19 protein-coding genes are annotated in these 24,274 nt (G+C 65.3%); 17 read left to right on the forward strand and 2 right to left on the reverse strand.

Annotated features, from left to right (window positions below; all coding sequences use genetic code 11):
• Positions 1-625: 625 nt before the first annotated feature.
• The 4 genes from F7R26_RS25615 to F7R26_RS25630 all read left to right on the forward strand — a co-directional run bounded on the left by F7R26_RS25615 (position 626) and on the right by F7R26_RS25630 (position 8,042).
• Positions 626-814: a hypothetical protein gene (locus tag F7R26_RS25615; RefSeq protein ID WP_150987130.1), complete on the forward strand. Its 189-nt coding sequence runs from the start codon at positions 626-628 to the stop codon at positions 812-814.
• 264 nt (positions 815-1,078) lie between these two features.
• Positions 1,079-3,127 (forward strand): ATP-binding protein, encoded by a 2,049-nt coding sequence (locus F7R26_RS25620; RefSeq protein WP_170301914.1) that lies wholly within the window; start codon positions 1,079-1,081, stop codon positions 3,125-3,127.
• Positions 3,128-3,239: 112 nt separating this feature from the next.
• On the forward strand, positions 3,240-5,096 hold the full coding sequence (locus F7R26_RS25625; RefSeq protein ID WP_150987133.1) for a diguanylate cyclase domain-containing protein: 1,857 nt from the start codon (positions 3,240-3,242) through the stop codon (positions 5,094-5,096).
• A gap of 243 nt (positions 5,097-5,339) precedes the next feature.
• A complete protein-coding gene (locus F7R26_RS25630; RefSeq protein ID WP_150987135.1) occupies positions 5,340-8,042 on the forward strand; it encodes an excinuclease ABC subunit UvrA in 2,703 nt (900 codons plus the stop codon).
• Between the two features lie 58 nt (positions 8,043-8,100).
• Here the strand turns inward: F7R26_RS25630 and F7R26_RS25635 are convergent, their stop codons facing one another.
• A complete protein-coding gene (locus tag F7R26_RS25635; protein WP_150987137.1) occupies positions 8,101-8,874 on the reverse strand; it encodes an IclR family transcriptional regulator in 774 nt (257 codons plus the stop codon).
• A gap of 97 nt (positions 8,875-8,971) precedes the next feature.
• Here F7R26_RS25635 and F7R26_RS25640 point away from each other — a divergent pair, with 97 nt between their 5' ends.
• The 8 genes from F7R26_RS25640 (at position 8,972) to F7R26_RS25670 (ending at position 15,918) form a co-directional block, all read left to right on the forward strand.
• Positions 8,972-9,940, forward strand: coding sequence for a Bug family tripartite tricarboxylate transporter substrate binding protein (locus F7R26_RS25640; protein ID WP_150987139.1), 969 nt, complete (start codon positions 8,972-8,974; stop codon positions 9,938-9,940).
• Between the two features lie 79 nt (positions 9,941-10,019).
• Positions 10,020-10,703, forward strand: a complete 684-nt coding sequence (locus tag F7R26_RS25645) for an RraA family protein (protein ID WP_150987141.1) — start codon at positions 10,020-10,022, stop codon at positions 10,701-10,703.
• On the forward strand, positions 10,700-11,650 hold the full coding sequence (locus F7R26_RS25650) for an NAD(P)-dependent oxidoreductase (protein ID WP_150987143.1): 951 nt from the start codon (positions 10,700-10,702) through the stop codon (positions 11,648-11,650). The genes F7R26_RS25645 and F7R26_RS25650 overlap by 4 nt, the downstream gene beginning before the upstream one ends.
• Before the next feature lie 187 nt (positions 11,651-11,837).
• Positions 11,838-12,821 carry a Bug family tripartite tricarboxylate transporter substrate binding protein gene (locus tag F7R26_RS25655; protein ID WP_150987145.1) on the forward strand — a complete coding sequence of 328 codons (984 nt, stop codon included), beginning with the start codon at positions 11,838-11,840 and terminating at the stop codon, positions 12,819-12,821.
• A complete protein-coding gene (locus F7R26_RS41510; RefSeq protein ID WP_277820374.1) occupies positions 12,818-12,946 on the forward strand; it encodes a hypothetical protein in 129 nt (42 codons plus the stop codon). The genes F7R26_RS25655 and F7R26_RS41510 overlap by 4 nt, the downstream gene beginning before the upstream one ends.
• Positions 12,947-13,026: 80 nt before the next feature.
• Positions 13,027-13,956 (forward strand): SMP-30/gluconolactonase/LRE family protein, encoded by a 930-nt coding sequence (locus tag F7R26_RS25660; RefSeq protein WP_150987147.1) that lies wholly within the window; start codon positions 13,027-13,029, stop codon positions 13,954-13,956.
• A 104-nt stretch (positions 13,957-14,060) separates the two neighbouring features.
• Positions 14,061-14,900 (forward strand): amidohydrolase family protein, encoded by an 840-nt coding sequence (locus tag F7R26_RS25665; protein ID WP_241754724.1) that lies wholly within the window; start codon positions 14,061-14,063, stop codon positions 14,898-14,900.
• Positions 14,901-14,940: 40 nt separating this feature from the next.
• The gene (locus tag F7R26_RS25670; RefSeq protein WP_150987149.1) at positions 14,941-15,918 is read left to right on the forward strand and encodes a Bug family tripartite tricarboxylate transporter substrate binding protein; all 978 of its coding nucleotides are present in this window, start codon (positions 14,941-14,943) and stop codon (positions 15,916-15,918) included.
• Between the two features lie 122 nt (positions 15,919-16,040).
• On the opposite strand, the gene F7R26_RS25675 is transcribed toward F7R26_RS25670, so the two are convergent.
• On the reverse strand, positions 16,041-16,946 hold the full coding sequence (locus F7R26_RS25675) for a LysR family transcriptional regulator (RefSeq protein ID WP_150987151.1): 906 nt from the start codon (positions 16,944-16,946) through the stop codon (positions 16,041-16,043).
• Between the two features lie 451 nt (positions 16,947-17,397).
• Here F7R26_RS25675 and F7R26_RS25680 point away from each other — a divergent pair, with 451 nt between their 5' ends.
• The 5 genes from F7R26_RS25680 to F7R26_RS25700 are packed head-to-tail and all read left to right on the forward strand — an operon-like array spanning position 17,398 to position 24,248.
• Complete coding sequence (locus F7R26_RS25680) at positions 17,398-20,445, forward strand: xanthine dehydrogenase family protein molybdopterin-binding subunit (protein WP_277820375.1); 3,048 nt, start codon at positions 17,398-17,400, stop codon at positions 20,443-20,445.
• A complete protein-coding gene (locus F7R26_RS25685) occupies positions 20,442-21,257 on the forward strand; it encodes an FAD binding domain-containing protein (RefSeq protein ID WP_150987153.1) in 816 nt (271 codons plus the stop codon). Before F7R26_RS25680 ends, F7R26_RS25685 begins: the two co-directional genes overlap by 4 nt.
• Positions 21,254-21,832 (forward strand): (2Fe-2S)-binding protein, encoded by a 579-nt coding sequence (locus tag F7R26_RS25690; protein WP_150987155.1) that lies wholly within the window; start codon positions 21,254-21,256, stop codon positions 21,830-21,832. Before F7R26_RS25685 ends, F7R26_RS25690 begins: the two co-directional genes overlap by 4 nt.
• Complete coding sequence (locus F7R26_RS25695; RefSeq protein ID WP_150987156.1) at positions 21,825-23,429, forward strand: AMP-binding protein; 1,605 nt, start codon at positions 21,825-21,827, stop codon at positions 23,427-23,429. Before F7R26_RS25690 ends, F7R26_RS25695 begins: the two co-directional genes overlap by 8 nt.
• A gap of 3 nt (positions 23,430-23,432) precedes the next feature.
• The gene (locus tag F7R26_RS25700) at positions 23,433-24,248 is read left to right on the forward strand and encodes an enoyl-CoA hydratase/isomerase family protein (RefSeq protein ID WP_150987159.1); all 816 of its coding nucleotides are present in this window, start codon (positions 23,433-23,435) and stop codon (positions 24,246-24,248) included.
• Positions 24,249-24,274: the final 26 nt, after the last annotated feature.

Consider the following 24,274-nt stretch of genomic DNA (forward strand, 5'->3'; position numbering starts at 1 on the left):
CGGGCGTAATGGAACCCCAAGGGTTCCTGACGATCTGAAGGCGAGCGCCACGCGCCATTGACAGACAGAACCCGTGGGTAGCAACTGACGGCTAAGAGCAAGGTTGGGGACGGCGGCACGCTGATCGGAACGCTCAGCGTAGCGGAAGCCATGGCGCAAAAGCTGACAAAAACTGACTGTTGCACACAGCAGCGCGAATGGCGGCACCGGGAGCTCGGCAAGGACGGCTAGCAGGTGTGGGTTAGGCGGGATCTGCTCGCAGGCGACTGGCCGCATGGCTGCCGTCTCGCGCCACGCTGAGCCGGGCCCGGCGCGCGGTGCCGGAGCATGCCAAGTGATCGATCAGGTATCAGAGAATCTGTGAGATCTTGGTGTTCGCATCAGATTTTTTGTCGAAAAATTCCCCGGAAGACCCGGCCAATATCGGCGGAACGCCCTTTCTTCGGCTTGCGATGAGGCCGAATGTGCCCACTAAGTACCGTCCTGCCTTTCATCATTTTAAGTGATGAATGTAATCAAAAAACCGTATTAGAACTAATACCGTAATCTCACTAAGCTCCTGTTCAACGCTGCATGCCCCCGGCGGATTCGCCTGTCGGGGCCGACGCGCAGAACGGAGTCAGGAATGAGACAGAACGATGCTGGCGGCATGAGCGGCACGACACTGGAGACAGCGGTAGCGGGCGTTCGCCCCGTGCCGCATGACATCTCCCCGTGCCGGCCCGCAGCGGCGGCCACCCACCTTGAATCCGCAGCGGCCGGCGCGGCCTCGCGCCAGCGTCACGTCGGCCACGCGATGGCGCGGCCGACGTGACGCCGCGATCCTCACCGGCCGTGCCCGCCATGGCGACGACCTGGCAGCCTGGTTGCGCCCCTTTGTGGTGGGGGGGAAGGCGCCGATGGCGCAATGGGCGCTGGCCATGGACCGCGTGCGCTATGTGGGCGAGCCAATCCCGATGTGCAATCAACTGACTGGAGAGCCCGTCGCGGGAAAACCGCACACCGGTTTCGGAGGCAGGGGACGGCGCTCGCCGTTTCCTGGCGCATTCATTTCATCTTTTTGGGGTGGCTAGGATTCATGGGTCTTGAGATATATAGGCCGGTAGCGGCCGAGGGCGCGGCGCGCACCAGCACCCCGGGCATTTCGGCATTCATGCTCGTATTGGCGGTCTGGCTGGGGTTCGCGCTCTGGGCCGGATGGGACAGAGGCAGCGAACTATCCAGGATTCAGGCCGATGCCGACCGGCTTGCCTATACCCTCGGTCAGCACGTCGAGCGCACATTGATGGAGGCGGACCAACTGACCTCCCTGCTAGGCGGCGCCGTCATCGAACGGGGGCTGGACTTGCCGCTTGCCGAATGGACGCGCAACGGTCATCTCGGTGCCGAACCCTTCCTTCAAACCGCGATTCTGGACGCAAGTGGCGTCCTCAGGGCATCGACCAATCCGACATTCGAAGCGCTTGACCTAGGCAATAGCAGGCATTTGCGCATACACGTTGACAATCCCAGGCCGACATTGTTTGTCAGCAAGCCGCTGCGGGGGCGCAGTTCGGGTCGCTGGGTAGTTCTGCTCTCCAAGGGAATCGTGGGGCCGACCGGCCGTTTCATGGGGGTCGTTGAGGTGTCGCTTGACCCACTCTCCCTGACGAGCATCTACAAGAGCATCTATTTGGGCAGCCGGGGTGCAATCGGTCTGCTGGGTACCAATGATTTCATCTACCGGGTGCGTTGGAGCGGGGAGGCTTCAGACCCTGGGCAACCGCTGCCGGCGAGCTCTGCGGACCGGCAAGCCTTGGCTGCCGCGGCCCACGCCGAAGTGGTGGAGAAGAGTCCACTGGACGATGTCGAGCGCATTTATGGCGTACATCGGCTGTCGAGAGGAAACCTGGCGGTCGTGATCGGCTACGACCTCCATGAAGCACTATCGATGTATCGCGCCAGGCTGCTCCTCGTCGCTTGCATCGCAAGCTTCCTATCCGCGCTGATCATCTTCGTCCAGATGCGCCAGGCCAAGGCCATCGAGAGGATGGCGAAGCTAGCGGATCGCGCGGCGGTGGTCAGTCGCCGGCTACGAGAAAGGAACCAGCACCTGCATGCGCTGTTCTTTGCCTTGCCGGACGGCGTTGCCATTTTCGATACGAATCGCCACGTGGAAGACGCCAACGGCGAGCTGTGCGACACCCTGGGCGTTTCGCCCGGGGACTTGCGCGGCGCCACGCCACAACGGTTCGTTGAGCTTCTGTATCGAGGTCGACGTCCCACGCGGGACTCAGTCACCCCGTCCGAACTACTTGCGACGATCGACTGCGCCGCACTCTCGCACGAATTTAGCGGCGTTATCGAGTTCGAGATAGCGGATTCATCCAGCTACGCCGTTCGTGTTGTGCATACCAGCGACGGCGCTGGCTGTGTGGTGGCGGTCTGGGACGTAAGCGAAATGCGGCGCGAGCAACGGGCCAAATCGCGTTTCATTGCTACCGCAGAAGCTGAAATCAAGATACCCATCGCAAACGTCGTCGGATATGCCGACCTCCTCGCCGCCGATCTGATCCCCCCGGAAAAACGCCTTGGCATCTATCGCACGATTCGTTCGCAAGCCCAGCGCATCAGCCAGTTCGTGTCGAATCACCTTCAACTGACGCGACTGGAAACCCTAGGCGCATCCGAGATGACGTTTCATCGGGTGGATCTCGCAAGGCTCGTGCGAGACGTTGTCGAGGCAGGGTTCGCGGACGATAGCCGGGTCACGCTGGAGTCTGCGAGAGAGCCTGTCTTCGTGATGGGTGACGCCGCCTCCCTCGCCAGCGCGATAAGCCATTTGCTGGAGAATGCCTTGAAGTACGGGCTTGGGAGAGAGGTCAACATCTCGGTCGCCAGGGCGTCGGACGAACGCCGCAACGCCATGCTGAAAGTGAGCGATCGAGGCATGGGGATCAAAGTCGACGAACTCAGGCTGGTGTTCGACAAATTTTTCCGAGGCAAGCTGCAGCATGGGTCGGCCGGCGATGGTCTGGGCCTTGCCCTCGTGCGTGAGATTGTGCTGCTACATCGCGGCCATATTTCTCTTGAGAGCGAAGTCGGCAAGGGCACGACCGTTACGCTGCACCTTCCGGCGGTGGAATAGCTTGAGTGTGACGTGATCGGCGAGGACGTCGACCGGAACGGAGCATGGAGCGGTGAGAGACGAATGCATCATGGATGCGCAGCAGCAACAACGATAACCAGCCAGCGCCACCATGCCACCAGAAAGCAACTATGATCAGTACTATGAGCGCGTGACCCGGGTCGCCGCGCGCGCGCTGAATCTACCAATAGCCGTCGTATGTCTCGACAGACTGGGCCAGCCAGAAGTCATAGGCGCAAGCGGGTACGAACGGGACGTCGTATTCCATGTGCAGACGTACTATAGCCGGACGCTCGAATGCGAGGAACCGTTCGTCGTCAGGGATGCGCTGTCCGATGCACAGCTTGCGCAAGAACCACTGGCAACCAGCGCATTGCGGTTCCGCTTTTTCGCAGGCATTGCGCTACGTCTGCCGTGCGGCAGACCCATCGGTATGCTATGTGTGATGCACGCGTTGCCGCGGCGCTTCAGGCGCCAGCAACGTCAGATGCTAGTAGACCTGGGGCAAATGATCGAGCGCGAAGTTGGCCTGCGCAAGCTGGACAGCTCTGATCGTCTGGAGGTGCTTCACGCGATCGACCGGCTTCAAGCCCAGCATGCGCTTTACGTCGAGACGTTCCATCGAACGCCGGTTGCTATCGCGCATATCGGGAGGGACTGGGAGTGGCGGCACATGAATGATGCCTGCGTGAAATTCTTCGCGTTCTCGCGCGCTCCGCTGACGAAAACGAACATCCTCGATCTGCTGGATGCGAGCGACCGGACCAACCTTGAACAGGCCGTGCAGGCACTTGATCGTGGCCGCGGGGGCGAGGTCCGGACGCTCGACGTAAAGTTCCGGTTGCCCAACAAGCAAAGTAAGCCAGCGCGAGTGCAGGTGGCACCGAAGCAGACGACGTCGACCCGCGACGGAGGCTGGCTGTTTGTCATTCACGATACCCGGGCGGAGCAACGGGAAAAAGCCGCGCGCGATGCGCGGGAGGCTGCGTTGCATCGGGGTGCGCATGAGGCCTCGGAGGTGCTGCGCAGGGCGCGGGAGCAACTGACGACCGCCGAGCGGCAATTGGGAGACACGCGGGTCGATTTGCGCGCCATTGCCGACAATTTGCCGGTGCTGGTCGCTTACGTCGACGGTGAGCGACGTTTTCGGTTCGCCAACTCAACCTATCGCGAGTGGCTGGGGTTGGACCCGGAGGCGATCGTGGGACGGCGCACCCATGAGGTTCTCGACGCTGACTATGCTGCTGCCATCGAGCCGTACGTCCAGCGCGTGCTCGGCGGCGAAAGGGTCGAGTACGAGGTTGGCGCGACGCTTAACGGGAGTCGGCGTGTCCTGCGCGGTGTGCTGGTGCCGCGTCGGGTCCACGATCAGGCGGCTGATGGATACTACCTGCTGGTGCAGGATGTGACTGAGCGAACGGCATTGCTCGATCGCCTGCGGCATCAGGCGTTCCACGACGCGCTGACCGGCCTGCCTAACAGACGCTCGTTCCTCGAGAGGCTGGATGAGGCATGCGCAGCAAGCGGCGACGGTGTGGCTGCCATCATGTTTATCGACCTGGATGGCTTCAAGGCTGTCAACGATACCTACGGGCATCAGTGCGGCGACGAAGTGCTTGTTGAAGCCGCGCGCCGGATCAGCCGCTGCGTACGTGGCGGGGATCTGGTTGCGCGGCATGCAGGCGATGAGTTCACGTTGCTGCTGACCGGCCCTGCCATCGATCGTGCTGCGCTGGAGAAAATTGCACGCGCAATCCTGCGGACGCTGAGCCAGCCCATCAGGTTCGGGGCGAACGTCGTCCAACTATCGGCGAGTATCGGCGTGCTACCGCGCGACCAGGCAGCGTCATTGAGTGGCGAAGCCCTGTTACGCGCCGCGGATGCCGCCATGTATCGTGCGAAAGTCGCAGGCAAGGCGCGTATCGTGGTGCACGAGCTTAACGATTCACCGGCCGGGATGCTCGGTTGAGAACGAGGCACGTCACTGATTCCGGAAAACGATGCTCGTTGCGTAGGCAATGCAGGAATAAGTCGCTTCACGGTAGTGCGGTCGACATATCCAGCGAGCCATGTCGCTGACCCAAGCGCCTGCGCATGAAAATCCAGTAGAGTAAGGAGTCTGATCGCAAGCTCGCCTCATACGGTGGGGTCCAGCGGCGCGCCGCTTGCGACCACGTTCAAGACCGTCACCCTCGCACCTATCCCTGCTGCCATGACCAAGCTCCCACGGCCCTCGACTGACAAGCATGCTGTTGATCACCCTGAGTCGCACACGCTCGCACCACGCGGCTTCGTCCAGGTTCGCGGCGCACGGGAGCACAACCTGAAGAATGTCGACGTCGACATTCCCCGCGATGCGTTGGTGGTGTTTACCGGCGTGTCCGGTTCCGGCAAGTCGTCGCTCGCGTTCGGCACGCTTTACGCGGAAGCGCAGCGGCGCTATTTCGAGTCGGTCGCGCCCTACGCGCGGCGGCTGATCGAACAGGTCGGCGCGCCCGACGTCGATGCGATCGAAGGCTTGCCCCCGGCGGTCGCCTTGCAGCAGCAGCGCGGCACGCCGAGCGCGCGTTCGTCAGTGGGCAGCGTGACGACGCTGTCTAGCCTCGTGCGGATGATGTACTCGCGAACCGGCTGCTACCCGCCGAAGCAGCCAATGCTGTATGCGGAGGACTTCTCGCCGAATACGGTACAGGGCGCCTGCCCGACCTGCCACGGGCTCGGCCGCGTATATAGCGTGACCGAACGCTCGCTGGTGCCCGATGACTCGCTCACGATTCGCCAGCGCGCGATCGCGGCATGGCCGCCCGCCTGGCACGGCCAGAATCTGCGCGACATACTCGTCACGCTCGGTTACGACGTCGACACGCCGTGGCGCGATCTGCCTAAGAAAGATCGCGACTGGATACTGTTTACCGACGAACAGCCAACGGTGCCGGTCTATGCCGGCTTCACGCCGAAGGAGACGCGCGCCGCCCTCAGGCGCAAGGCAGAGCCCAGCTACCAGGGCACGTTTACCGGCGCGCGCCGGTACGTGTTGCATACCTTCGCAAACACGCAGAGCGCGTTGATGAAGAAACGCGTGTCGCAGTTCATGATCGGCGGCGAATGTCCATCGTGTCACGGCAAGCGTCTGAAGGCGGAAGCCCTCTCGGTGACATTCGCCGGCATGGATATCGGCGAGCTGTCACAACTCCCCATCGCTCGGCTCGCCGCGTTGCTCGAACCCGTCTCGCGCGGCCAGTGGCCGTCTTCCAGCACATCTCCCGATGGCGCGATTCTCGACAGGAACAGTCGGCGCAAGGCGACCGCCAGACGCGTCGCGGCCGGTGGACAGGCTCATCAGGCGGCGCCTGACGTGCGCCGAACGCCTAACCTGTCCGACGAGAAGCGTGTGGCAGCCCAGCGGCTCGCGATCGAACTGCTCGAACGTCTGAACACCTTGATCGACCTCGGTCTCGGCTATCTTGCGCTGGACCGTGCGACACCAACGCTGTCTTCCGGAGAACTGCAACGGCTGCGGCTCGCGACGCAGTTGTCGTCACAACTATTCGGCGTTGTTTACGTGCTCGACGAGCCGTCTGCCGGACTGCATCCCGCGGACGGCGATGCGTTGCTCGAAGCGTTGCAGCGCCTGAAGGCTGCGGGCAATTCGCTGTTCGTGGTCGAGCACGACATTGGCGTGATGCAGCGCGCCGACTGGCTCGTCGACGTGGGCCCGGACGCCGGCGAGGCGGGCGGACGTGTGATCTACAGCGGGCCACCGGCTGGCCTTGCCGATGTCGAAAGCTCGCGCACACGCCGCTACCTGTTTGCGCAGGGCGAGCCAGAGGCGCAGGCGAACGAGGCTGCGACCCGTGCGCGCCGCGAGCCCCGCGGCTGGCTGCGGCTCGAAAACGTGACGCGCAACAATCTGCACAATCTTGCCGCGGATTTTCCACTGGGTTGCCTGACCACGGTAACGGGCGTCTCGGGGTCGGGCAAGTCCAGCCTCGTGAGCCAGGCGCTGACGGAGCTTGTGGCGGAACATCTCGGGCGCGCAGCCGATCTTGCCGAAGACGACGAAGTCGACCCGCTCTTTGCCGCCCCGCCCGTCACGACCGACGGGCGGATCACCGCCGGCATGGACAAGATCAAACGTCTCGTGCGCGTCGACCAGAAGCCGATTGGCCGAACGCCGCGCTCGAATCTCGCGACCTATTGCGGTTTGTTCGACGCTGTGCGCAAGCTGTTCGCCGCGACTCCCGCCGCGCGCAAGCATCGCTACAGCGCCGGCCGGTTCTCGTTCAACGTCGCGCAGGGGCGCTGTCCGACGTGCGAGGGCGAAGGCTTCGTGATGGTCGAGCTGCTGTTCTTGCCCAGCGTCTACGCGCCTTGCTCGACCTGTCACGGCAGCCGCTACAACCCGCAGACGCTCGAGATTCGCTGGCGCGAGCGCAATATCGCCGAGGTGCTGGCGATGACGGTGGATACCGCATGCGACTTCTTTGTCGACGAGGCGCAGGTGATGCGCTCACTGACTGTGCTCCGTGATATCGGCCTCGGCTATCTACGGCTTGGTCAGCCGGCCACCGAGCTCTCCGGCGGCGAAGCGCAACGCATCAAACTTGCGACCGAGCTGCAGCGTGCGCAGCGCGGCGATACGCTCTACATCCTCGACGAGCCGACGACCGGTCTGCATCCGGCCGACACCGATCGCCTGATGGTGCATCTGCATGGGCTCGTCGATGCCGGCAATACCGTGGTGCTGGTCGAGCACGACATGCGTGTCGCGGCGCAAAGCGACTGGATCCTCGACATCGGACCGGGTGCGGGGGACGGCGGCGGAAGGATCGTTGTGAGTGGCGTTCCGCAGACGGTGGCGCTCGCCGTGGACAGTCGTACCGCGAGCTATCTGCAGGCCGTGATATTTCGTTGATCTGGTGGTTCGGCGCGGCGCGCCGGGAACGCTTTGCGCTTGCCCGATGGCGTGCCTGTCAAGGATGCCAGGTCGAAGGACTGGCCGGCAAAGCCGTCGCAGGTCGACGGCTCCCCGCCATCTCGTAGGAAAGCTGGTTGGCCGCGTCCATGACGGTCTGTGCCAGCGCGAGTAGTTTTTCCTCGGTCAGGCGCGAGGTAGGGCCGGAGATGCAGGCAGACCCGAGCAACTTCCAATGCAAGCCGAATACCGGGGCCGCCACGCTGGAGACTTCCGGTTCGCGCTCGCCCATGGACAGATGGTAGCCGCGCCGCCGGATCGATTCGTAAGGCTCCCCGGGCTCCCCGGAGAACGCCAGGATGACCCGCCCCGGTGCGCCACTGTCCAGCGGTAGCGCGGCCCCGATGCGCACGTGGTGCCGGATGGCTTGCGGGCCTTCCACGCGCACCAGGCACGTGCGCTGTTCGCCTTCGCGCACGTAGAAAGAGGCGCTTTCGCCCGTCCTGATCGTCAGCTCCCGCAGCACCGGCTCCGCCACTTCATACACGTTGAAGGTGGCCTGGTAGCACGCGCCCAGCCAGCCGGCGGCGCGTCCCAGGCGCCAACTGCCATCTTCCTTTTGCACAAGGTAGTTGTCCGTCGCCAGCGTACGCGCCAGGCGCAGGACCGTCGTCTTGTGGAAACCCGTGCGGCGGCTGAGTTCGGCCAGGGTGAGTTGTGCGTCACTTACGCCAAAGGCTTCCAGGACGCGCAGCGCCCGGCGTACCGCGATCACGCCGCCGCCAGCATCTTCAGCCACGTCGCCGGCGGCCAGGGGAGTCGATGAGTCCATGGTATGGAATGGGTTGCGTTAGACGAAACGGTATTGTACCTGTTGCAACAGGCGACCAGAATCCACTCCGACAAATAACGAGATTCGGAGACATGCAATGAAGCTGCCGTACCGCGGTCTGGTGACCGCCATCCTTTGCGCCCTCGCTTTCCCGGCCCTGGCCGATACCTATCCCACCAAGCCCATTCGCGTGATCGTGCCGTTCCCGGCCGGTGGCGGCACGGACATCATTGCCCGCGAGGTGACCAACAAGGTGGCGATGGCCATGGGCTGGCGCTTCGTGGTGGACAACAAGCCGGGCTCGGGCGGTAATCTCGGCGTGGACGCCGCTGCCAAGGCCAGCGGCGATGGCTACACCATCGTGTTGGGCCAGACCAGCAACCTGGCGATCAACCCCACGCTCTACCGCAAGCTGCCCTACGACGTGGCGAAGGACCTGACTCCCGTGAGCCTGGTGGCCAGCGCACCGCTGGTGCTGGTGACCACGATGGAGTCGCCCTACAAGACGCTGGCGGATGTGGTGGCGGCCAGCAAGGCCAAGCCCGGCAGCATCAATGTGGCTTCCCCCGGCAACGGCACGGTGGCGCACCTGACCAGCGAGTTGTTCCAGAAAACGGCGGGGATCAAGCTCACCCACGTGCCATACAAGGGTGCGGCCCAGGCCGTCAACGACCTGATCGGCGGCCAGGTTCAGCTCTACCTGTCATCGGTGCCGACGCTGATCGGCCACATCCGCAACGGCAAGATGCGCCCCCTGGCCGTGACGTCGGCCAAGCGCATGCCCGACTTGCCCAATGTGCCCACCATTGCTGAGTCCGGCTACAGCGGCTTCGAGGCCGTGACCTGGTTTGGATTCGTGGCGCCCGCCGCTACGCCCAAGGACATCGTGGTGCGCCTGAATACCGAGTTCAACAAGGCATTGCAGGTGCCTGACCTGAAAAAGAAGCTGAACGACCAGGGGGCCGATGTATTGGGCGGTACGCCCGAGCAGTTCGGCGCGCTGATGAAGAAAGACACGATCCGCTGGTCGACCGCCGTCAAGGCATCTGGCGCGCAGGTGGATTGATCCTCGCTGTCCCACGCATCGCCGCCGTCGCTCGCCGCCTCAACGAATCTCTCGTCCCCAACGTCCCAGGAGTCATGCCATGAGCTTGCCCAACATTATCAAATCATTCGACCGCGTGCCCGCCGACATCGTCGCCCAGGCCGCTAAATTCCAACCGGCCATCCTGGCCGACGTGGCTGGCCGCCGTGGCGCGCTGCATGGACGCATCCGCGCCCTGCGGCCGCACATGAAGCTGGCGGGCACCGCTTTTACTGTGGAAGTCCGCCCCGGCGACAACCTGATGATCCACGCCGCGATGGCGCTGGCCCAGCCCGGCGACGTGCTGGTGATCGACGGCAAGGGTGACCAGAGCAGCGCGCTGATGGGCACCATCATGATGAATGCATGCCGCCAGCGCGGCATCGCCGGCGTGGTGATCGACGGCGCGGTGCGCGACAGCCTGGAAATCGACGAGATGGATTACCCGGTGTTCTCGGTGGGCACCAACCCCAACGGCCCGACCAAGGAAGTGGGCGGGCGCATCGGCCACCCGGTCTCGGTTGGTGGTGTCACGGTCAACCCTGGCGACTTCATCTGCGGCGATGCCGATGGCCTGGTGGTGGTCGAGCGTGAAAAGATCGCGTCGCTGCTGCCGCTCGCCGAGCAAAAGGAAGCCGCCGAAGCCCGGCGCATCGCGCAGATCAAGGAAGGCAAGACCAGCGCCCCGTGGCTGCTCGCTTCGCTCGTTACCGCCGGCGTGCTGAAAGAAGGGGAGACGCTGTGAGCGCCAAGCCAGCCATCCTCGTCACCGCAGCCGACCTGGCGCCACAAGCCGAGGCATTGCTCGGCGACTTTGAGATCGTCTACGCCGGCAAGACGCCCCAGGCCGCCGATCTGGTGGCGCTGGCGCAGCGCCACAACCCGGTCGGCATCATCGTGCGCTACGGCGCCGTGACGCCGGAAATCATGGACGCGGCGCCTGCGCTTAAGGTCATCTCCAAGCACGGGAGCGGCACCGACACCATCGACAAGGCCGCCGCGGCACAACGCGGCATCGCGGTGACAGCCGCCGTTGGTGCGAATGCCGCCGCGGTGGCCGAGCAGGCCCTGGCCCTGCTGCTGGGCTGCGCCAAATCCGTGGTGCTGCTCAATGCGCGTATGCATGCCGGGCACTGGGACAAGGCCACGCACAAGAGCATTGAGCTGGCAGGTGCCACTATCGGCCTGATTGGCCTGGGCGCCATCGGCCAGCGCTTTGCCAGGATGTGCGATGCCATGGGCATGCGCGTGATCGGCTTCGATCCGTTTGCCAAGGAACTGCCGGACTATATCGAGTCCGTGAACCTGGAAACGATCTGGAAAGCGTCGGACGTGATTTCACTGCACTGCCCGCTGACCGCCGAGAACCGGCAACTGATCAACGCGCAAACGCTGGCGCGCTGCCGGACGGGCGTGATCCTCGTCAACACGGCGCGGGGCGGCCTGGTCGACGAACCAGCCTTGCTGGCGGCCGTGCGCTCTGGCCAGGTTGCCATGGCGGGGCTGGACAGCTTCGCGGTCGAACCGATGACGGTGCCGCATATCTTTCACGGCCAGCCTGGCTTTCTTCTCAGCCCGCACATCGGCGGCGTGACCAGCACCGCGTACGTGAACATGGGCGTGGCGGCGGCGCGGAACACGCTGGATGTGCTGGCGCGTGCTGAGGCTCCGGTGCTGGCCAAGGCCGGCTAAGGCGCAACGAAGCTGCCGGCAGCGCAGCCCGAAGCTGACCGGATGCGCCCAAATGGTTTGAAGTGCCTGAGGTCTTTCACTCCCTCTCCCCGCCGGGGAGAGGGGTGCTAGCCATCGTAGGGTGACGCGTGGCGTGCACACGCCCACGAACGCGCGATTACCCCAAGACAATAGTTGGAGACAAACAATGACAACCAGATCACCCTTAGCCTTGGCCCTTTGCCGCGGCGTACTGGGCGCGCTTGCGTGGATCGCCATGTCCGTGCACGCACAGACATGGCCCGCCAAGCCAGTGAGGATCATCGTGCCCTATCCCCCGGGCGGCGCCGTGGATGCTGTCACCCGCAAGATGGCGCAGCGGCTTACGGAGCAGACCGGCCGGAGTTTCTTCGTCGAGAACAAGGCGGGCGCCACTGGCACCATCGGTATCTCGCAAGTGGTGCACGCCCCGGCCGATGGTTATACGCTGCTTGCCAACGACACCACGTTCTCGCTGCTGCCGCATATCTTCAAGAAGCTGCCGTTCGACTATGCGACGGACCTGCAACCGGTGGCGGCCTTCGTGTTTGCTCCCATGGCGGTTGCAGTCAAAGCGGACAGCAAGTTCAAGACCATGGGCGATCTGGTGGTGGCCGCTCGCGCGGGCGACGGCAAGGTCAGCTATGGTTCCGGCGGCGCTGGCACCACGCCGCACTTCGCCAGCGAGGCACTGGGCATGGCGACGGGTGCTCACTTCATGCACGTGCCATTCAAGGGCGCGGGCGAGGCCACGCTGGCGCTGCTCGGTGGCACCATTGACTACCAGATCGCGTCTACGCCCGGGGTCATCGGGCAGGTCAAGGGCGGCAGCCTGCGGCTGCTGGCAGTCAGCGGCGACAAGCGTCTGCCTGCGTTGCCTAATGTGCCTACATTTGCCGAGGCGGGCGTCAAGGGCTATGGCGTGGTCAACTTCACCGGCCTCTGGGCGCCCCGCGGCACGCCGGCGGCGGTGACGGATCGCCTGCAAAAGGAAGCGGCCACTGCCATGGCGTCGCAGGACATGAAGACCTTTGCCGAAGGCATTGGCGCGGACCCGGGCTATTGGGATGCCGCGGCGTTCGCCCGCCAGCTTTCAGAACGCACGGCGTTCTGGGGCAAGATCGCTGCCAACACGGCGTTTGAAAAGCAATGAGCACCGGCAAGTACCGGCAACACAAGTCCGACATGCAAGTCGTGCCAGCGCATGCGCGCCTGGTCCAGCGCGAGGTGGCAGGTTATAGCCAGATCGCCCGGGCGTTGGGTTTAACGGCTGGTTGACGCAGTGCGGGCTACCGCGCCGCTAGCCAGCGGCAGATACTGACAATCCTTATCCATTCTCTGCGCACAGCCAAATTGCCATGTTCCTGCTGAATACCCCGGAAGTCCGAGAGTTCGACGTGTTTACCAGCATGCCGGCGCGCTATCGCCAACGCAGGCGAACGGCCTGGGCGGATGCCAACCAGGGCGGACGCGAAATCGACGGCTTTCTGGAGGGGCCTGTATTCGACCGGGAAGGCAACCTCTATGTCGGCGATATACCCAATGGGCGTGTCTTGCGTATCGACCCGGCAGGCGAGTGGAACGTGGTGGCGCAGTGGGACGGCGAGCCCAACGGCATGAAGTTCCTCAACGAGAACGAACTGCTGGTAACGGACTACCGCCGTGGCCTGATGCTTGTCGATGTACGCGTCGGCACTGCAAAGCCATACCTGGACCGCCGCAACACGGAGAGCTTCAAGGGAGTCAACGACCTTACGCTGGATTCGCAGGGCAACATCTATTTCACCGACCAGGGGCAGACCGGGCTGCACGACCCGACCGGACGCGTCTACCGGCTGAGCGTGGACGGGCGGCTGGAACTGCTGCTCTCCAATGTGCCCAGCCCGAACGGTATCGTGCTGTCACCCGATGAGAAGTTCCTGTACGTCGCGGTGACGCGGGGAAATTGCGTCTGGCGCATGCCCATCCTCGCCGATGGCGGCGTGTCCAAGACCGGGCAGTTTTTCACCTCCTACGGACCGAGTGGCCCTGACGGTTTGGCCATGGATGTATCGGGCCGGCTGCTGGTGGCGAACCCCGGACTGGCCTACGTGTGGGTGCTCAACCATCGCGCTGAGCCGGTGCAGGTGCTGCGCGGCCCCGCCGGGCATTCGCTGACCAATCTCGCCTTTGGCGGCCCCGCCGGCAAGACGTTGTTTGCGACAGACTCCACGGCGGGAGACATCCTGCGCATAGAGTTGGATGTGGCGGGCATGCCGCTGTGGCGGCGAGACGGAGAGCCGACGTGACACAACGCTGGATGAGCCGGGCTGGCAAGATGCAGGGCATCCGAATTGGAAAAATCGTCCGCGCGCCGCGGTGTTTCACGCGCGCCTGATTCGGAGAACATGAGATGAGTGCCCTTGGCCAACCCTCCATTGCGAACGCTTGCGATTGCCATATGCACGTCTACGATAGCCGCTATCCGGCTGCAGGGACCGCAACGCTGCGACCACCAGATGCGCTTGTCCCGGACTACCGGGCGGTGCAGGGGGCGATGGGAACCACCCGAGCCGTCGTGGTCACGCCGTCCACCTATGGCACGGACAACAGGCCCACATTGGCTGCCCTGCGCGAGTTGGGCGTGGAGGCCCGTGGCGTCGCAGTGGTGGACACCTCCATTACCGAGAGGGAGCTCGAAAGCCTGCATGCATCCGGCATTCGAGGCATCAGGTTCAACCTCACGATGCCCGGCCCGGTAGACACGGAGATGCTTGCGCCGCTTGCTGCGCGTGTCGCGCCTCTGGGCTGGCATATTCAACTCAATGCGCCCGCCGCGTGGTTGCCGCACATGCAACCAATGCTGAAGACCTTGCCCGCTCGCATCGTATTTGACCACTACGGGCACCTGCCATTCGGAGGGGCCGAGTTCGAACCTGGGTTCGAGGTCATTGCAAGCCTGTTGGGTGAGGGCAGGGCTTGGGTGAAGCTGTCTGGTCCTTACATTGAGTCCAGGGAAGGACCACCGCTATACGGCGACGTCGCTTCGCTTGCGCGTCGTTATCTCGAATGCGCGCCCGGCCAGATGGTCTGGGGATCGGACTGGCCACACCCAACAATCCTTGCCAAGGGCCGCTCGTCACCCGATGACGGCGACCTGATGTCGCTCTTCCGGCAATGGTGTGGCGACGATGCGCTGGCCAGGCAAGTTCTTGCCGATAACCCCCGAAGACTCTACGGCTTTGGCCCTTGATGCCGATGTCGGATAACAGCAATCCAAGGAGACCGTTCCAATGAAACTCAGGCAATTGTTGATCGCGCTCTGCGTTCCCCTGCTGGCGTGCGTCACGGCGAGTGTCTCGGCGCAGTCTGACTGGCCCAATCGGGTGATCACTTATGTCGTGCCGTATCCGGCCGGCGGCACCACCGACATCCTGGCGCGCCTGATCGCGCAGAAGCTTGGCCAGGCGCTGCACACCACCGTGGTGGTGGAGAACCGACCCGGCGCCACTGGCGCCATCGGCTCAGCCTTCGTGGCACGCGCGCCGGCCGACGGTTACACGTTGCTGGGCGCGTCTACCGCGTCGCACGCGATCAACCCGGCGCTCAATCCGAAGTTGTCCTATGACGCCATCAAGTCCTTCGAGCCCGTGGTGATGATCGGCACTATCCCCAGCGTGCTGATCGTCGGCCCCAACAGCCCGTACCGCAACGTGCAGGCGTTGCTGGCTGCCGCCAAAGCAAAGCCCGGCGCCGTCACCTTTGCCTCGGGCGGCAGCGGCACCATCCTGCAGATGTCCGGCGAACTGCTCAAAGAGGAGCGCAAGGTTGACATGACCCACGTGCCCTACAAGGGAGACGTCCCCGCCATCCAGGATGTGATGGCTGGCCACGTGGACTTTATGTTTGCGCCCACCGCGCCCATCTTGCCGCATGTGCAGGGTGGCAAGCTGCGCGCACTCGGCGTGGCTACCAAGGCGCGCGTGGCCAGCTTGCCTGCGGTGCCGACCATGGCCGAGGCGGGCGTGCCCGATTTCGAGGCCGAGCAGTGGCAGGCAGTGTTTGCTCCGGCCGGCACGCCGGCGACCATCGTGCAACGCCTGAACACCGAGATCAACCGTATCCTGAAGGATCCGGAAGTGGTGGAACACCTGGACAAGCTGGGCGTCAACGTGGTCGGTGGCACGCCGCAGCAGTTGTCGGCCTTCCAGAAGGCCGACATCGCCAAGTGGGCGCGCGTGGGCAAGGCCGCGGGCGTGACGCTGGAGTAGGCCGGGTGCCCGACTTGTTTTGCGTGTTGCTGTTGACGCCTTCCCGGCGCATTAGTTCGAAGCCGGCACGATCCGGAAAGTAGCCTGCCGTATCGTGCCCTTCCTGATGCCGGGCACCCGGATCAGCCGGCGGTGCCTGACACCCTGCGGATCTCCTCGGCCACGATCGCGATCAGCGCATCGGCTGCCGTGCTGAGCGGGCGCTGCGGATGGCTCACGCACACCAGGTGGCGCACGATGCGCGGCGCCAGGATGGGGTACATGCGCAGCCGGCCATCATCCACCGCGCGTTGCACCACGATGCGTGGCAGCACCGTGGCAAAGCGCGTGGCCTCGACGAACTGCACGATGGTGCCGAGAATGTCGATCTCGAACTTCGGCTGCAGGGTCACGTCTTCCAGTTGCGTGGCCGCGTCCAGCACGCCGCGCAAGCCGTGGCGCTTGGTGGGCAGCACCAGTTCCAGCCCGGGCAGCTTGGTGAGTTCCACCGCCGCCGGCAGTTCCGGGCCATGCTCGGCGCTGGTGACCAGCACCATTTCCTCGTCGTGCAGGGACTGCACATGGAGCGAGAGCTTGCCACGGGGCTTATGCACCACGGCCGCGTCGAGCTGGCCGGCCGAGACCAGGTCGATCAGCGTGGCGCTGAATCCGTCCGCCACCGATACCTCCACATTCGGGTAACGTGCGTTGAAGCGCACCAGCGACCCCACCAGCACGCTTTCCGTTTCCGACGCCACCATGCCGATGGAGATGTTGCCGGCCACCTGCTCCTCGCGTTGCATCAGTTGCTGCCGGGCGTTGGCAAGGTCCCGCGTGATCGGCAGGCACAGCCGGTACATCATGCGGCCGGCCGCTGTCGGCACCATCCCGTGCGGGATGCGATCGAACAGCTTCTGTCCGAACTCCTCTTCGAGCTTGGCGATCTGCATGCTGAGCGCCGGCTGCACGATATTCAGCCGCTTGGCCGCGCGCGTGACGGAGCCATCTTCGAACAGCGCAATGAAGTACTGGATCTGTTTGATGTCCATGCCAAGTGATCGATTAGGTATCAGAAAATCTGCTGAATTCTAATCATCCTATCAGATTCGTTGCTGTCACGTTGCCGGAACGACTGGCCACTGTTCGGGGAAAACCCTTAGCATCGGTGCGTCAGAAGCCCAGATTTGCCCGCTAAAGTCCACCTGGATTGGCATCATTAGAACTGATAAGCATAATCAAAAAACAATATTAGAACTAATACCATAATCTCACTAAGCTCCTGTTCAACGTTGCATGTCCCCGGCGGATTCGCCTGTCGGGGCCGACGCGCAGAACGGAGTCAGGAATGAGACAGAACGATGCTGGCGGCATGACCGGCACGACACTGGAGACAGCGGTAGCGGGCGTTCGCCCCGTGCCGCGTGGCCTCTCCCCGTGCCGGCCCGCAATCCCCGCTATCCAGATGGACCGTGCCAGTCCCGCCACGCGGGAGGGCCGGTCATGAGCGACAAGCGCAGCCTGCCCGCCGCAGCGGCGGCCATCCACCTTGAATCCGCAGCCGCCGGCGCGGCCTCGCGCCAGCGTCACGTCGGCCGCTCGATGGAGCGGCTCGAGGACGCCGCGATCCTCACCGGCCGTGGCCGCTATGGCGACGACCTGGGCGTGAAGCCGGGCACCCTGCACGCGGCCATCGTGCGTTCCCCGCATGCACATGCCGAACTCGGCACCATCGATGCCACCGCCGCGCTTGCCGCGCCGGGCGTGCATGCCGTGCTGACCGGCGCCGACCTGGCAGCCTGGTCGCGTCCCTTCGTGGTCGCCGTGAAGTCGCCAATGGAGCAATGGGCGCTGGCCATGGACCGCGTGCGCTATGTGGGCGAGCCGGTGGCCGTGGTAATGGCCGAAAGCCGTGCCCTGGCCGAAGACGCGCTCGACCTGGTGCGGGTGAATTACCGCGTGTTGCCGCCGGTGGTATCGATCGAGGCTGCGCTGGCCGACGATGCGCCCATCCTGCATCCCGGCGTAGGCGCCAATGTGGTGAGCGACCGCCACTTCCGCTACGGCGAGCCTGAAGCCGCCTTTGCCGCCGCGCCGCACCGGGTCACGCTGACCGCGCACTATCCGCGCAACACCTGCACGCCGATCGAATGCGGCGTGGTGATTGCCGAGTTCCTGCCCGGTGACGAAGGCTACGACGTCACCTCCAATTTCATGGGGCCGTTCTCGCTGCATGCGGTGATGGCGATGGCGCTCAAGGTGCCGGCCAACCGGCTGCGCCACAAGGCCCCGCGCGATTCCGGCGGCAGCTTTGGCGTCAAGCAGGCGGTGTTTCCTTACGCGGTGCTGATGTGCCTGGCGTCCCGCAAGGCCGGCGCGCCGGTCAAGTGGGTGGAGGACCGCCTCGAACATCTCAGCGCGGCCACCTCCGCCACCGCGCGGCTGTCCACGCTGGAAGCCGCGGTGGAGTCAGACGGCCGCATCAAAGCGCTGGCCTATGACCAGATCGAAGACTGCGGCGGCTATCTGCGCGCGCCGGAGCCCGCCACCTTCTACCGCATGCACGGCTGCCTGACTGGCGCCTACGACATCCCCAACCTGCTGGTGCGCAACCGCGTGGTGATGACCAACAAGACGCCCACCGGCCTGGTGCGGGGCTTTGGCGGCCCGCAGGTGTATTTTGCGCTGGAGCGGCTGGTGCATCGCATCGCGACACAACTCGGGCTCGATCCACTCGATGTGTATCGCCGCAACTTTGTCGCCGCCGATGCCTTTCCCTATCGCGCCGCGGCGGGCGCGTTGCTGGACTCCGGCAACTACCAGCTGGCGCTGGCGCGCGCGCTGGAAGAAGGCGGCTACTACGAGCTGACGTGCCGCCGCGAAGTCGCACGCGCCGAGGGCCGGCTCTACGGCATCGGCTTTGCCGCCATCGTCGAGCCGTCGGTATCGAACATGGGCTATATCACCACCGCCATGCCCGCCGAGGCGCGCAAGAAAGCGGGGCCGAAGAACGGCGCCATCGCCAGCGCCACGGTCAGCGTCGACCTGCTCGGCGGCGTGGTGGTCACCATTGCCTCGACGCCGGCCGGGCAGGGCCATATGACAGTGTGCGCGCAGGTGGTGGCCGATGTGCTCGGCGTGAATCCGGCCGACGTGGTCGTAAACGTCGAGTTCGATACGCACAAGGATGCATGGTCGGTCGCCGCCGGCAACTACTCCAGCCGTTTCGCCGGCGCCGTGGCCGGCACCGTGCACCTGGCCGCCGAGCGGGTGCGCGACAAGCTGGCGCGCATCGTGGCGCCGCAGTTCGGCTGCACGCCCGCCGAGGTGGTGTTCGAAGACGGCCGCATTGCCCGCAAAGGCGCGCCCGAATCCGGCCTGCCCTTCACGCGTGTGGCCAGCAATGCGCCGCACTGGTCACCGCAGCAGTTGCCAGCGGGAGAGGAGCCGGGCCTGCGCGAGACGGTGTTCTGGTCGCCGCCCAACCTGGAAGCGCCGGATGAGAACGACCGCATCAACACCTCGGCCGCCTACGGCTTTGCCTTCGATATGTGCGGCGTGGAGATCGACCGCGCCACGGGGCGCGTGCGCATCGACCGCTACGTGACCGCGCACGACGCCGGCACGCTGCTCAACCCGGCGCTGGCCGATGGCCAGATCCGCGGCGCCTTCGCCCAAGGGCTGGGCGCGGCGCTGATGGAGGAGTTCCGCTATGGCGCCGACGGCAGCTTCCAGTCCGGCACGCTGGCCGACTACCTGATGCCGACCACCTGCGAGGTGCCGGACCCGGTGATCGTGCACCTGGAAACGCCCAGCCCCTTCACGCCGCTCGGCGCCAAGGGCCTGGGCGAGGGCAACAACATGAGCACGCCGCCCTGCATCGCCAACGCGGTGGCCGACGCGCTCGGCGAGCAGGACATTCGCCTGCCGCTGACCCCGGCCAAGGTGATGGCCATGGTGGGCTTCGACGATCCGCCGCCGTCGCGCCCCGAGCTGCTCGAAGCGATGCGCGAGGCCGCCGTGCCCGCGGCCCGCAAGGGCAGCGCAAAGGCGCTCACCGCGCGCGGCTCGGTGGATCTGGATGCCACGCCCGAAGCCATCTTCGCCGTGCTGATGGACCCGCAGGCCCTGGCCAAGGTAGTGCCAGGCTGCCACGCGCTGGAGCGCACCGCCGAGAACCACTACCGCGCCGATGTGACGGTGGGGGTTGGCATGATCAAGGCCCGCTTCGAGGCGGAGATCGCACTGTCGGACCTCGATCCCCCGCGCCGGCTGCGGCTGGCAGGCGCAGGCATGTCCTCGCTGGGCAGTGCGCGCGGCGCCGGGCTGGTGGAGCTGGTCCCGCATGGCAGCGGCACGCGCCTGAGTTACGACTACGAGGCCGAGGTATCCGGCAAGGTCGCTGCCGTGGGCGGCCGCATGCTGGAGGGCGCCGCCAAGGTGGTGCTGCGCCAGTTGTTTGAATCGCTCGGCCGCCAGGCCGCCGGCAAGCCGGTACGGCCGCAAGGCTGGCTTGCCCGACTGCTGGCCCGCTTGGGAGTACGCCGATGAAACCGTCTGCTTTCGATTACCTGCGCGCCGAGACCACGCAGCACGCGCTCGAGGCGCTGGCCCGTGGCGGCGAGGGCGCGCGCGTGCTGGCCGGCGGCCAGTCGCTGATGGCGGTGCTCAATATGCGCCTGGCGCAGCCGCAACTGCTGATCGATATCTCGCGCACCGTCGAGCTGGACACGGTGCGGGTGGAAGACGCGCACCTGGTGGTGGGTGCCGCGGCCACGCAGGGCAGCGTCGAATGGCGCCGCTCGCTGGCCGACGAGGTGCCGCTGCTGGCCATGGCCTTTCCGCATATCTCGCATTTCCAGATCCGGAATCGCGGCACCGTGTGCGGCTCGGTCGCCCATGCCGACCCGAGCGCGGAATTGCCCCTGGTGCTGACCGCGCTGGGCGGCGAGGTGGTGCTGCGTTCAGCCCGCCGCCGCCGCGTGCTGCCTGCGGCCAGCTTCTTCCAGGGCATGTTGATGACGGCGCGCGAGCCCGACGAGCTGGTGGAGGCCGTGCGCTTTCCGCTGCGGCGCCCCGGGGCGCGCTACGGCTTTGCCGAATTCTCCGCGCGCCACGGCGATTTTGCGCTGGTGGCCTGCGCGGCCACCGTGACCGATGACGCCATCGCGCTGGCGGTTGGCGGCGTGGCGGACAGGCCGGTGCTGGAAACCTGGCCGCGCCTGCAGGGCAAGGACCTGGAGCAGGCCATCAACGATTTCAGTTGGAAACTGGGCGCGCAGGACGACGCCCATATCAGCGCGCAGTACCGCCGGCACCTGGTGCGGCAACTGAGCATGCGTGTGATCGAGGAGGCAAAATGAGCAAGACCAACAAGGGCGCCGTTTCCGGCAAGCCCGCCGAGGTAATGCAGCGCCAGGAGCAACGCCGCATCACCCTGACGCTGAACGGCCGCGAGCGCAGCGGCCATTGCGAGCCGCGCGAGCTGCTGTCGGACTTCCTGCGCCACGAGCTCGGCGCCACCGGCACCCATGTGGGTTGCGAGCACGGCGTCTGCGGCGCATGCACGGTACGCGTTGACGGCGTTGCCGCGCGCTCGTGCCTGATGCTGGCGGTGCAGGCCGAGCACCGGGCCATCGATACCGTCGAAGGGCTGGCGCCGGCCGAGGGACTGGGCGACCTGCAAGAAGCCTTCCGCCGCCACCACGCGCTGCAGTGCGGCTTCTGCACCGCAGGAATCCTGATGTCGTGCGCGGACTACCTGGAGCGCGTGCCGGAACCCAGCGAGGCGCAGGTGCGCGACATGCTGTCCGGCCACCTGTGCCGCTGTACGGGCTACACCCCCATTGTGGCCGCCGTGCTCGACGTAGCCGCGATCCGTGCACGGGCTCGTCATGCTGCTGCCGGCGTAGATACCCAGGAGGCCTGCAATGCTTGATCTAGGCCGCACCTTCCTGCAAAGCGTGGAGCGCAGCCCGCACACGCCCGCCATTGTCGACGGCGACCTGATGCTCACCTATGCGCAATGGTACGAGCGCATCCGGTGCGTGGCGTCCGGCCTGCGCGAGATCGGCCTCGCGCCGGGCGATCGCCTGCTGGCCGTGTTGCAAAACCGCTGGGAAATGGCCACGCTGCACTGGGCCTGCCAGTTCGCCGGCATCGTGATGGTGCCGCTGAACTGGCGCGCCAAGCCGGAGGAGCTCGATTACTGTGTGCAGGATGCCGGCGTCAAGGCGCTGGTGTTCGAGCCGGTCAGCGCCGATGCGGTGCTGGGCAGCCCCGCGGCGCAGGCCGTGCCCTGCATTGCGCTGGACTGCGCGGCTGGCGGCTCGATGTCCTTCGCTTCGCTGCTGGACAGCGTCGCGCTGCATGGCGACCCGGTGGCACAAGCGAGCGATGTCTCGCTGATGCTCTACACCTCGGGCACCACCGGCAAGCCCAAGGGCGTGCCGCGCCGCCACCAGCACGAGCGCGCCGCGGCGCTGGCGCACGTGGCGCAGAACCTGTATCGCCATGGTGAGCGCACCCTTGGCGTGATGCCGCTCTACCACACCATGGGCGTGCGCTCGCTGCTGGCAATGGCGCTGGTGGATGGCCTGTTCGTCTGCGTGCGGCGCTGGAACGCCGGGCAGGCGCTCGAGGAGATCAACACCCACCGAATCAGCTGCCTGTACCTGGTGCCGACGCTGTACCACGACCTGCTGGCCGATCCGGGGTTCGATGCCTGCATCGTGCGCAGCGTGAGCAAGCTCGGCTTTGCCGGCGCCTCGATGAACGACGGCCTGCTGCGCCGCCTTGCGCTGGCCTTCGAGCCGGAGCTGTTCGTGAACCACTACGGCTCATCCGAGGTGTACACCTTCAGCGTGGACCAGCGCGCCACCCGCAAGCCCGGCAGCGCCGGGCGCGCCGGCATCAATACGCGCCTGCGCGTGGTGCGCCTGGATGCCCGCTCACCCGACGATCTGGCGGCTACCGGCGAGGAAGGCCAGATCATCGCCGACCTGCGCGGCGACGAGGCCTTCGAGGGCTACTGGAACCGCGACGACGCCAACGCCAAATCGCTGCGCGATGGCTGGTACTTTACCGGCGACACCGGCTACTTCGATGCCGAGGGCGATCTCTTCGTCAGCGGCCGGGTGGACGACATGATCATCAGCGGCGGCGAGAACATCTCCCCGGTCGATATCGAATCGGTGCTGTCGCTGCATCCGGCGGTCGATGAGGTGGCGGTGGCCGGCGTGCCGGATCCGCGCTGGGGCCAGAAGGTGGTGGCTTTCGTCAAGCCGCGCGGCAACATCGACGCGCAAGCCCTGGATACCTACTGCCGCGGCTCTGACCTGGTCAATTTCAAGCGCCCGCGCGACTACGTCTTCGTGGAGGAGATTCCCAAGTCGCCGGTCGGCAAGATCCTGCGCCGCAAGTTGTCCGCCGGCGAATACGCGCTGGCCCCGCATTCCATGAGCCCCGACCCTAATACCAACCCCAACCCCAACCAGGCTGCGGACGCCGCGCCTGTCGATACCATCAAGGAGTAAGACATGACCCAGGCAACCGAGATGATCCATCCCGACCAGCAGCGGCTCCAGCAACTCGACGGCTTCTCCGTGGAGATCGATGCCGGGCGCGAGCGTGCGGATATCATCCTGCACCGTCCACCCTACAACGTGATCGCCATGGCGGCGCGCGACCAGTTGCGTGCCGTCATTGAAGCGCTGGATGCCGACGATCGCGTGCGCGTGATCGTGCTGCGTTCGCAAGGCGAGCATTTTTCCAGCGGCGGCGATATCAAGGGCTTCCTGGAGGCATCGCCCGAGCATGTCTCGCAACTGGCCTGGAATGTGGCGGCGCCGGCGCGCTGCAGCAAGCCGGTGATTGCCGCCAACCGCGGCTACTGCTTTGGCGTGGGCTTCGAGCTGTCGCTGGCGTGCGACTTCCGCATCGCCACCGAGACCACGCAGTACGCGCTGCCGGAACAGAAGCTCGGCCAGATCCCCGGCTCGGGCGGCTCGGCGCGCCTGCAGAAGATGGTGGGCATCGGCCGCACCAAGGACATCGTGATGCGCTCGCGCCGCATCTCGGGCAAGCAGGCCTATGAGTGGGGCATCGCCGTGGAATGCGTGGCAGACGCCGAGCTGGAGGCCGCCACCGATGCGCTGGTCGACGAGCTGCGCGGCTTCTCGCCGCTGGCGCAGCGCACCGCCAAGAAGCTGCTCAACGACACCGAGGACGCGCCGCTGTCGATTGCCATCGAGCTGGAAGGGCATTGCTATAGCCGCCTGCGCAGCTCGGACGATTTCCGCGAAGGCGTGGAAGCCTTCCACGGCAAGCGCAAGCCGGCGTTCCGCGGCAGCTGATGGAAATCGCGGGCGCGCCGGCAAGG

Origin of the sequence: Cupriavidus basilensis, assembly GCF_008801925.2 — a bacterium.
GTDB classification, from domain to species: domain Bacteria; phylum Pseudomonadota; class Gammaproteobacteria; order Burkholderiales; family Burkholderiaceae; genus Cupriavidus; species Cupriavidus basilensis.

Excerpts from the sequence above, each read along its gene's own strand:
- F7R26_RS25615 (WP_150987130.1), top strand. The coding sequence starts at position 626 with ATGAGACAGAACGATGCTGGCGGCATGAGCGGCACGACACTGGAGACA.
- F7R26_RS25620 (WP_170301914.1), top strand. The coding sequence starts at position 1,079 with ATGGGTCTTGAGATATATAGGCCGGTAGCGGCCGAGGGCGCGGCGCGC.
- F7R26_RS25625 (WP_150987133.1), top strand. The coding sequence starts at position 3,240 with ATGCCACCAGAAAGCAACTATGATCAGTACTATGAGCGCGTGACCCGG.
- F7R26_RS25630 (WP_150987135.1), top strand. The coding sequence starts at position 5,340 with ATGACCAAGCTCCCACGGCCCTCGACTGACAAGCATGCTGTTGATCAC.
- F7R26_RS25635 (WP_150987137.1), bottom strand. The coding sequence starts at position 8,874 with ATGGACTCATCGACTCCCCTGGCCGCCGGCGACGTGGCTGAAGATGCT.
- F7R26_RS25640 (WP_150987139.1), top strand. The coding sequence starts at position 8,972 with ATGAAGCTGCCGTACCGCGGTCTGGTGACCGCCATCCTTTGCGCCCTC.
- F7R26_RS25645 (WP_150987141.1), top strand. The coding sequence starts at position 10,020 with ATGAGCTTGCCCAACATTATCAAATCATTCGACCGCGTGCCCGCCGAC.
- F7R26_RS25655 (WP_150987145.1), top strand. The coding sequence starts at position 11,838 with ATGACAACCAGATCACCCTTAGCCTTGGCCCTTTGCCGCGGCGTACTG.
- F7R26_RS41510 (WP_277820374.1), top strand. The coding sequence starts at position 12,818 with ATGAGCACCGGCAAGTACCGGCAACACAAGTCCGACATGCAAGTCGTG.
- F7R26_RS25660 (WP_150987147.1), top strand. The coding sequence starts at position 13,027 with ATGTTCCTGCTGAATACCCCGGAAGTCCGAGAGTTCGACGTGTTTACC.
- F7R26_RS25665 (WP_241754724.1), top strand. The coding sequence starts at position 14,061 with ATGAGTGCCCTTGGCCAACCCTCCATTGCGAACGCTTGCGATTGCCAT.
- F7R26_RS25670 (WP_150987149.1), top strand. The coding sequence starts at position 14,941 with ATGAAACTCAGGCAATTGTTGATCGCGCTCTGCGTTCCCCTGCTGGCG.
- F7R26_RS25675 (WP_150987151.1), bottom strand. The coding sequence starts at position 16,946 with ATGGACATCAAACAGATCCAGTACTTCATTGCGCTGTTCGAAGATGGC.
- F7R26_RS25680 (WP_277820375.1), top strand. The coding sequence starts at position 17,398 with ATGAGCGACAAGCGCAGCCTGCCCGCCGCAGCGGCGGCCATCCACCTT.
- F7R26_RS25685 (WP_150987153.1), top strand. The coding sequence starts at position 20,442 with ATGAAACCGTCTGCTTTCGATTACCTGCGCGCCGAGACCACGCAGCAC.
- F7R26_RS25690 (WP_150987155.1), top strand. The coding sequence starts at position 21,254 with ATGAGCAAGACCAACAAGGGCGCCGTTTCCGGCAAGCCCGCCGAGGTA.
- F7R26_RS25695 (WP_150987156.1), top strand. The coding sequence starts at position 21,825 with ATGCTTGATCTAGGCCGCACCTTCCTGCAAAGCGTGGAGCGCAGCCCG.
- F7R26_RS25700 (WP_150987159.1), top strand. The coding sequence starts at position 23,433 with ATGACCCAGGCAACCGAGATGATCCATCCCGACCAGCAGCGGCTCCAG.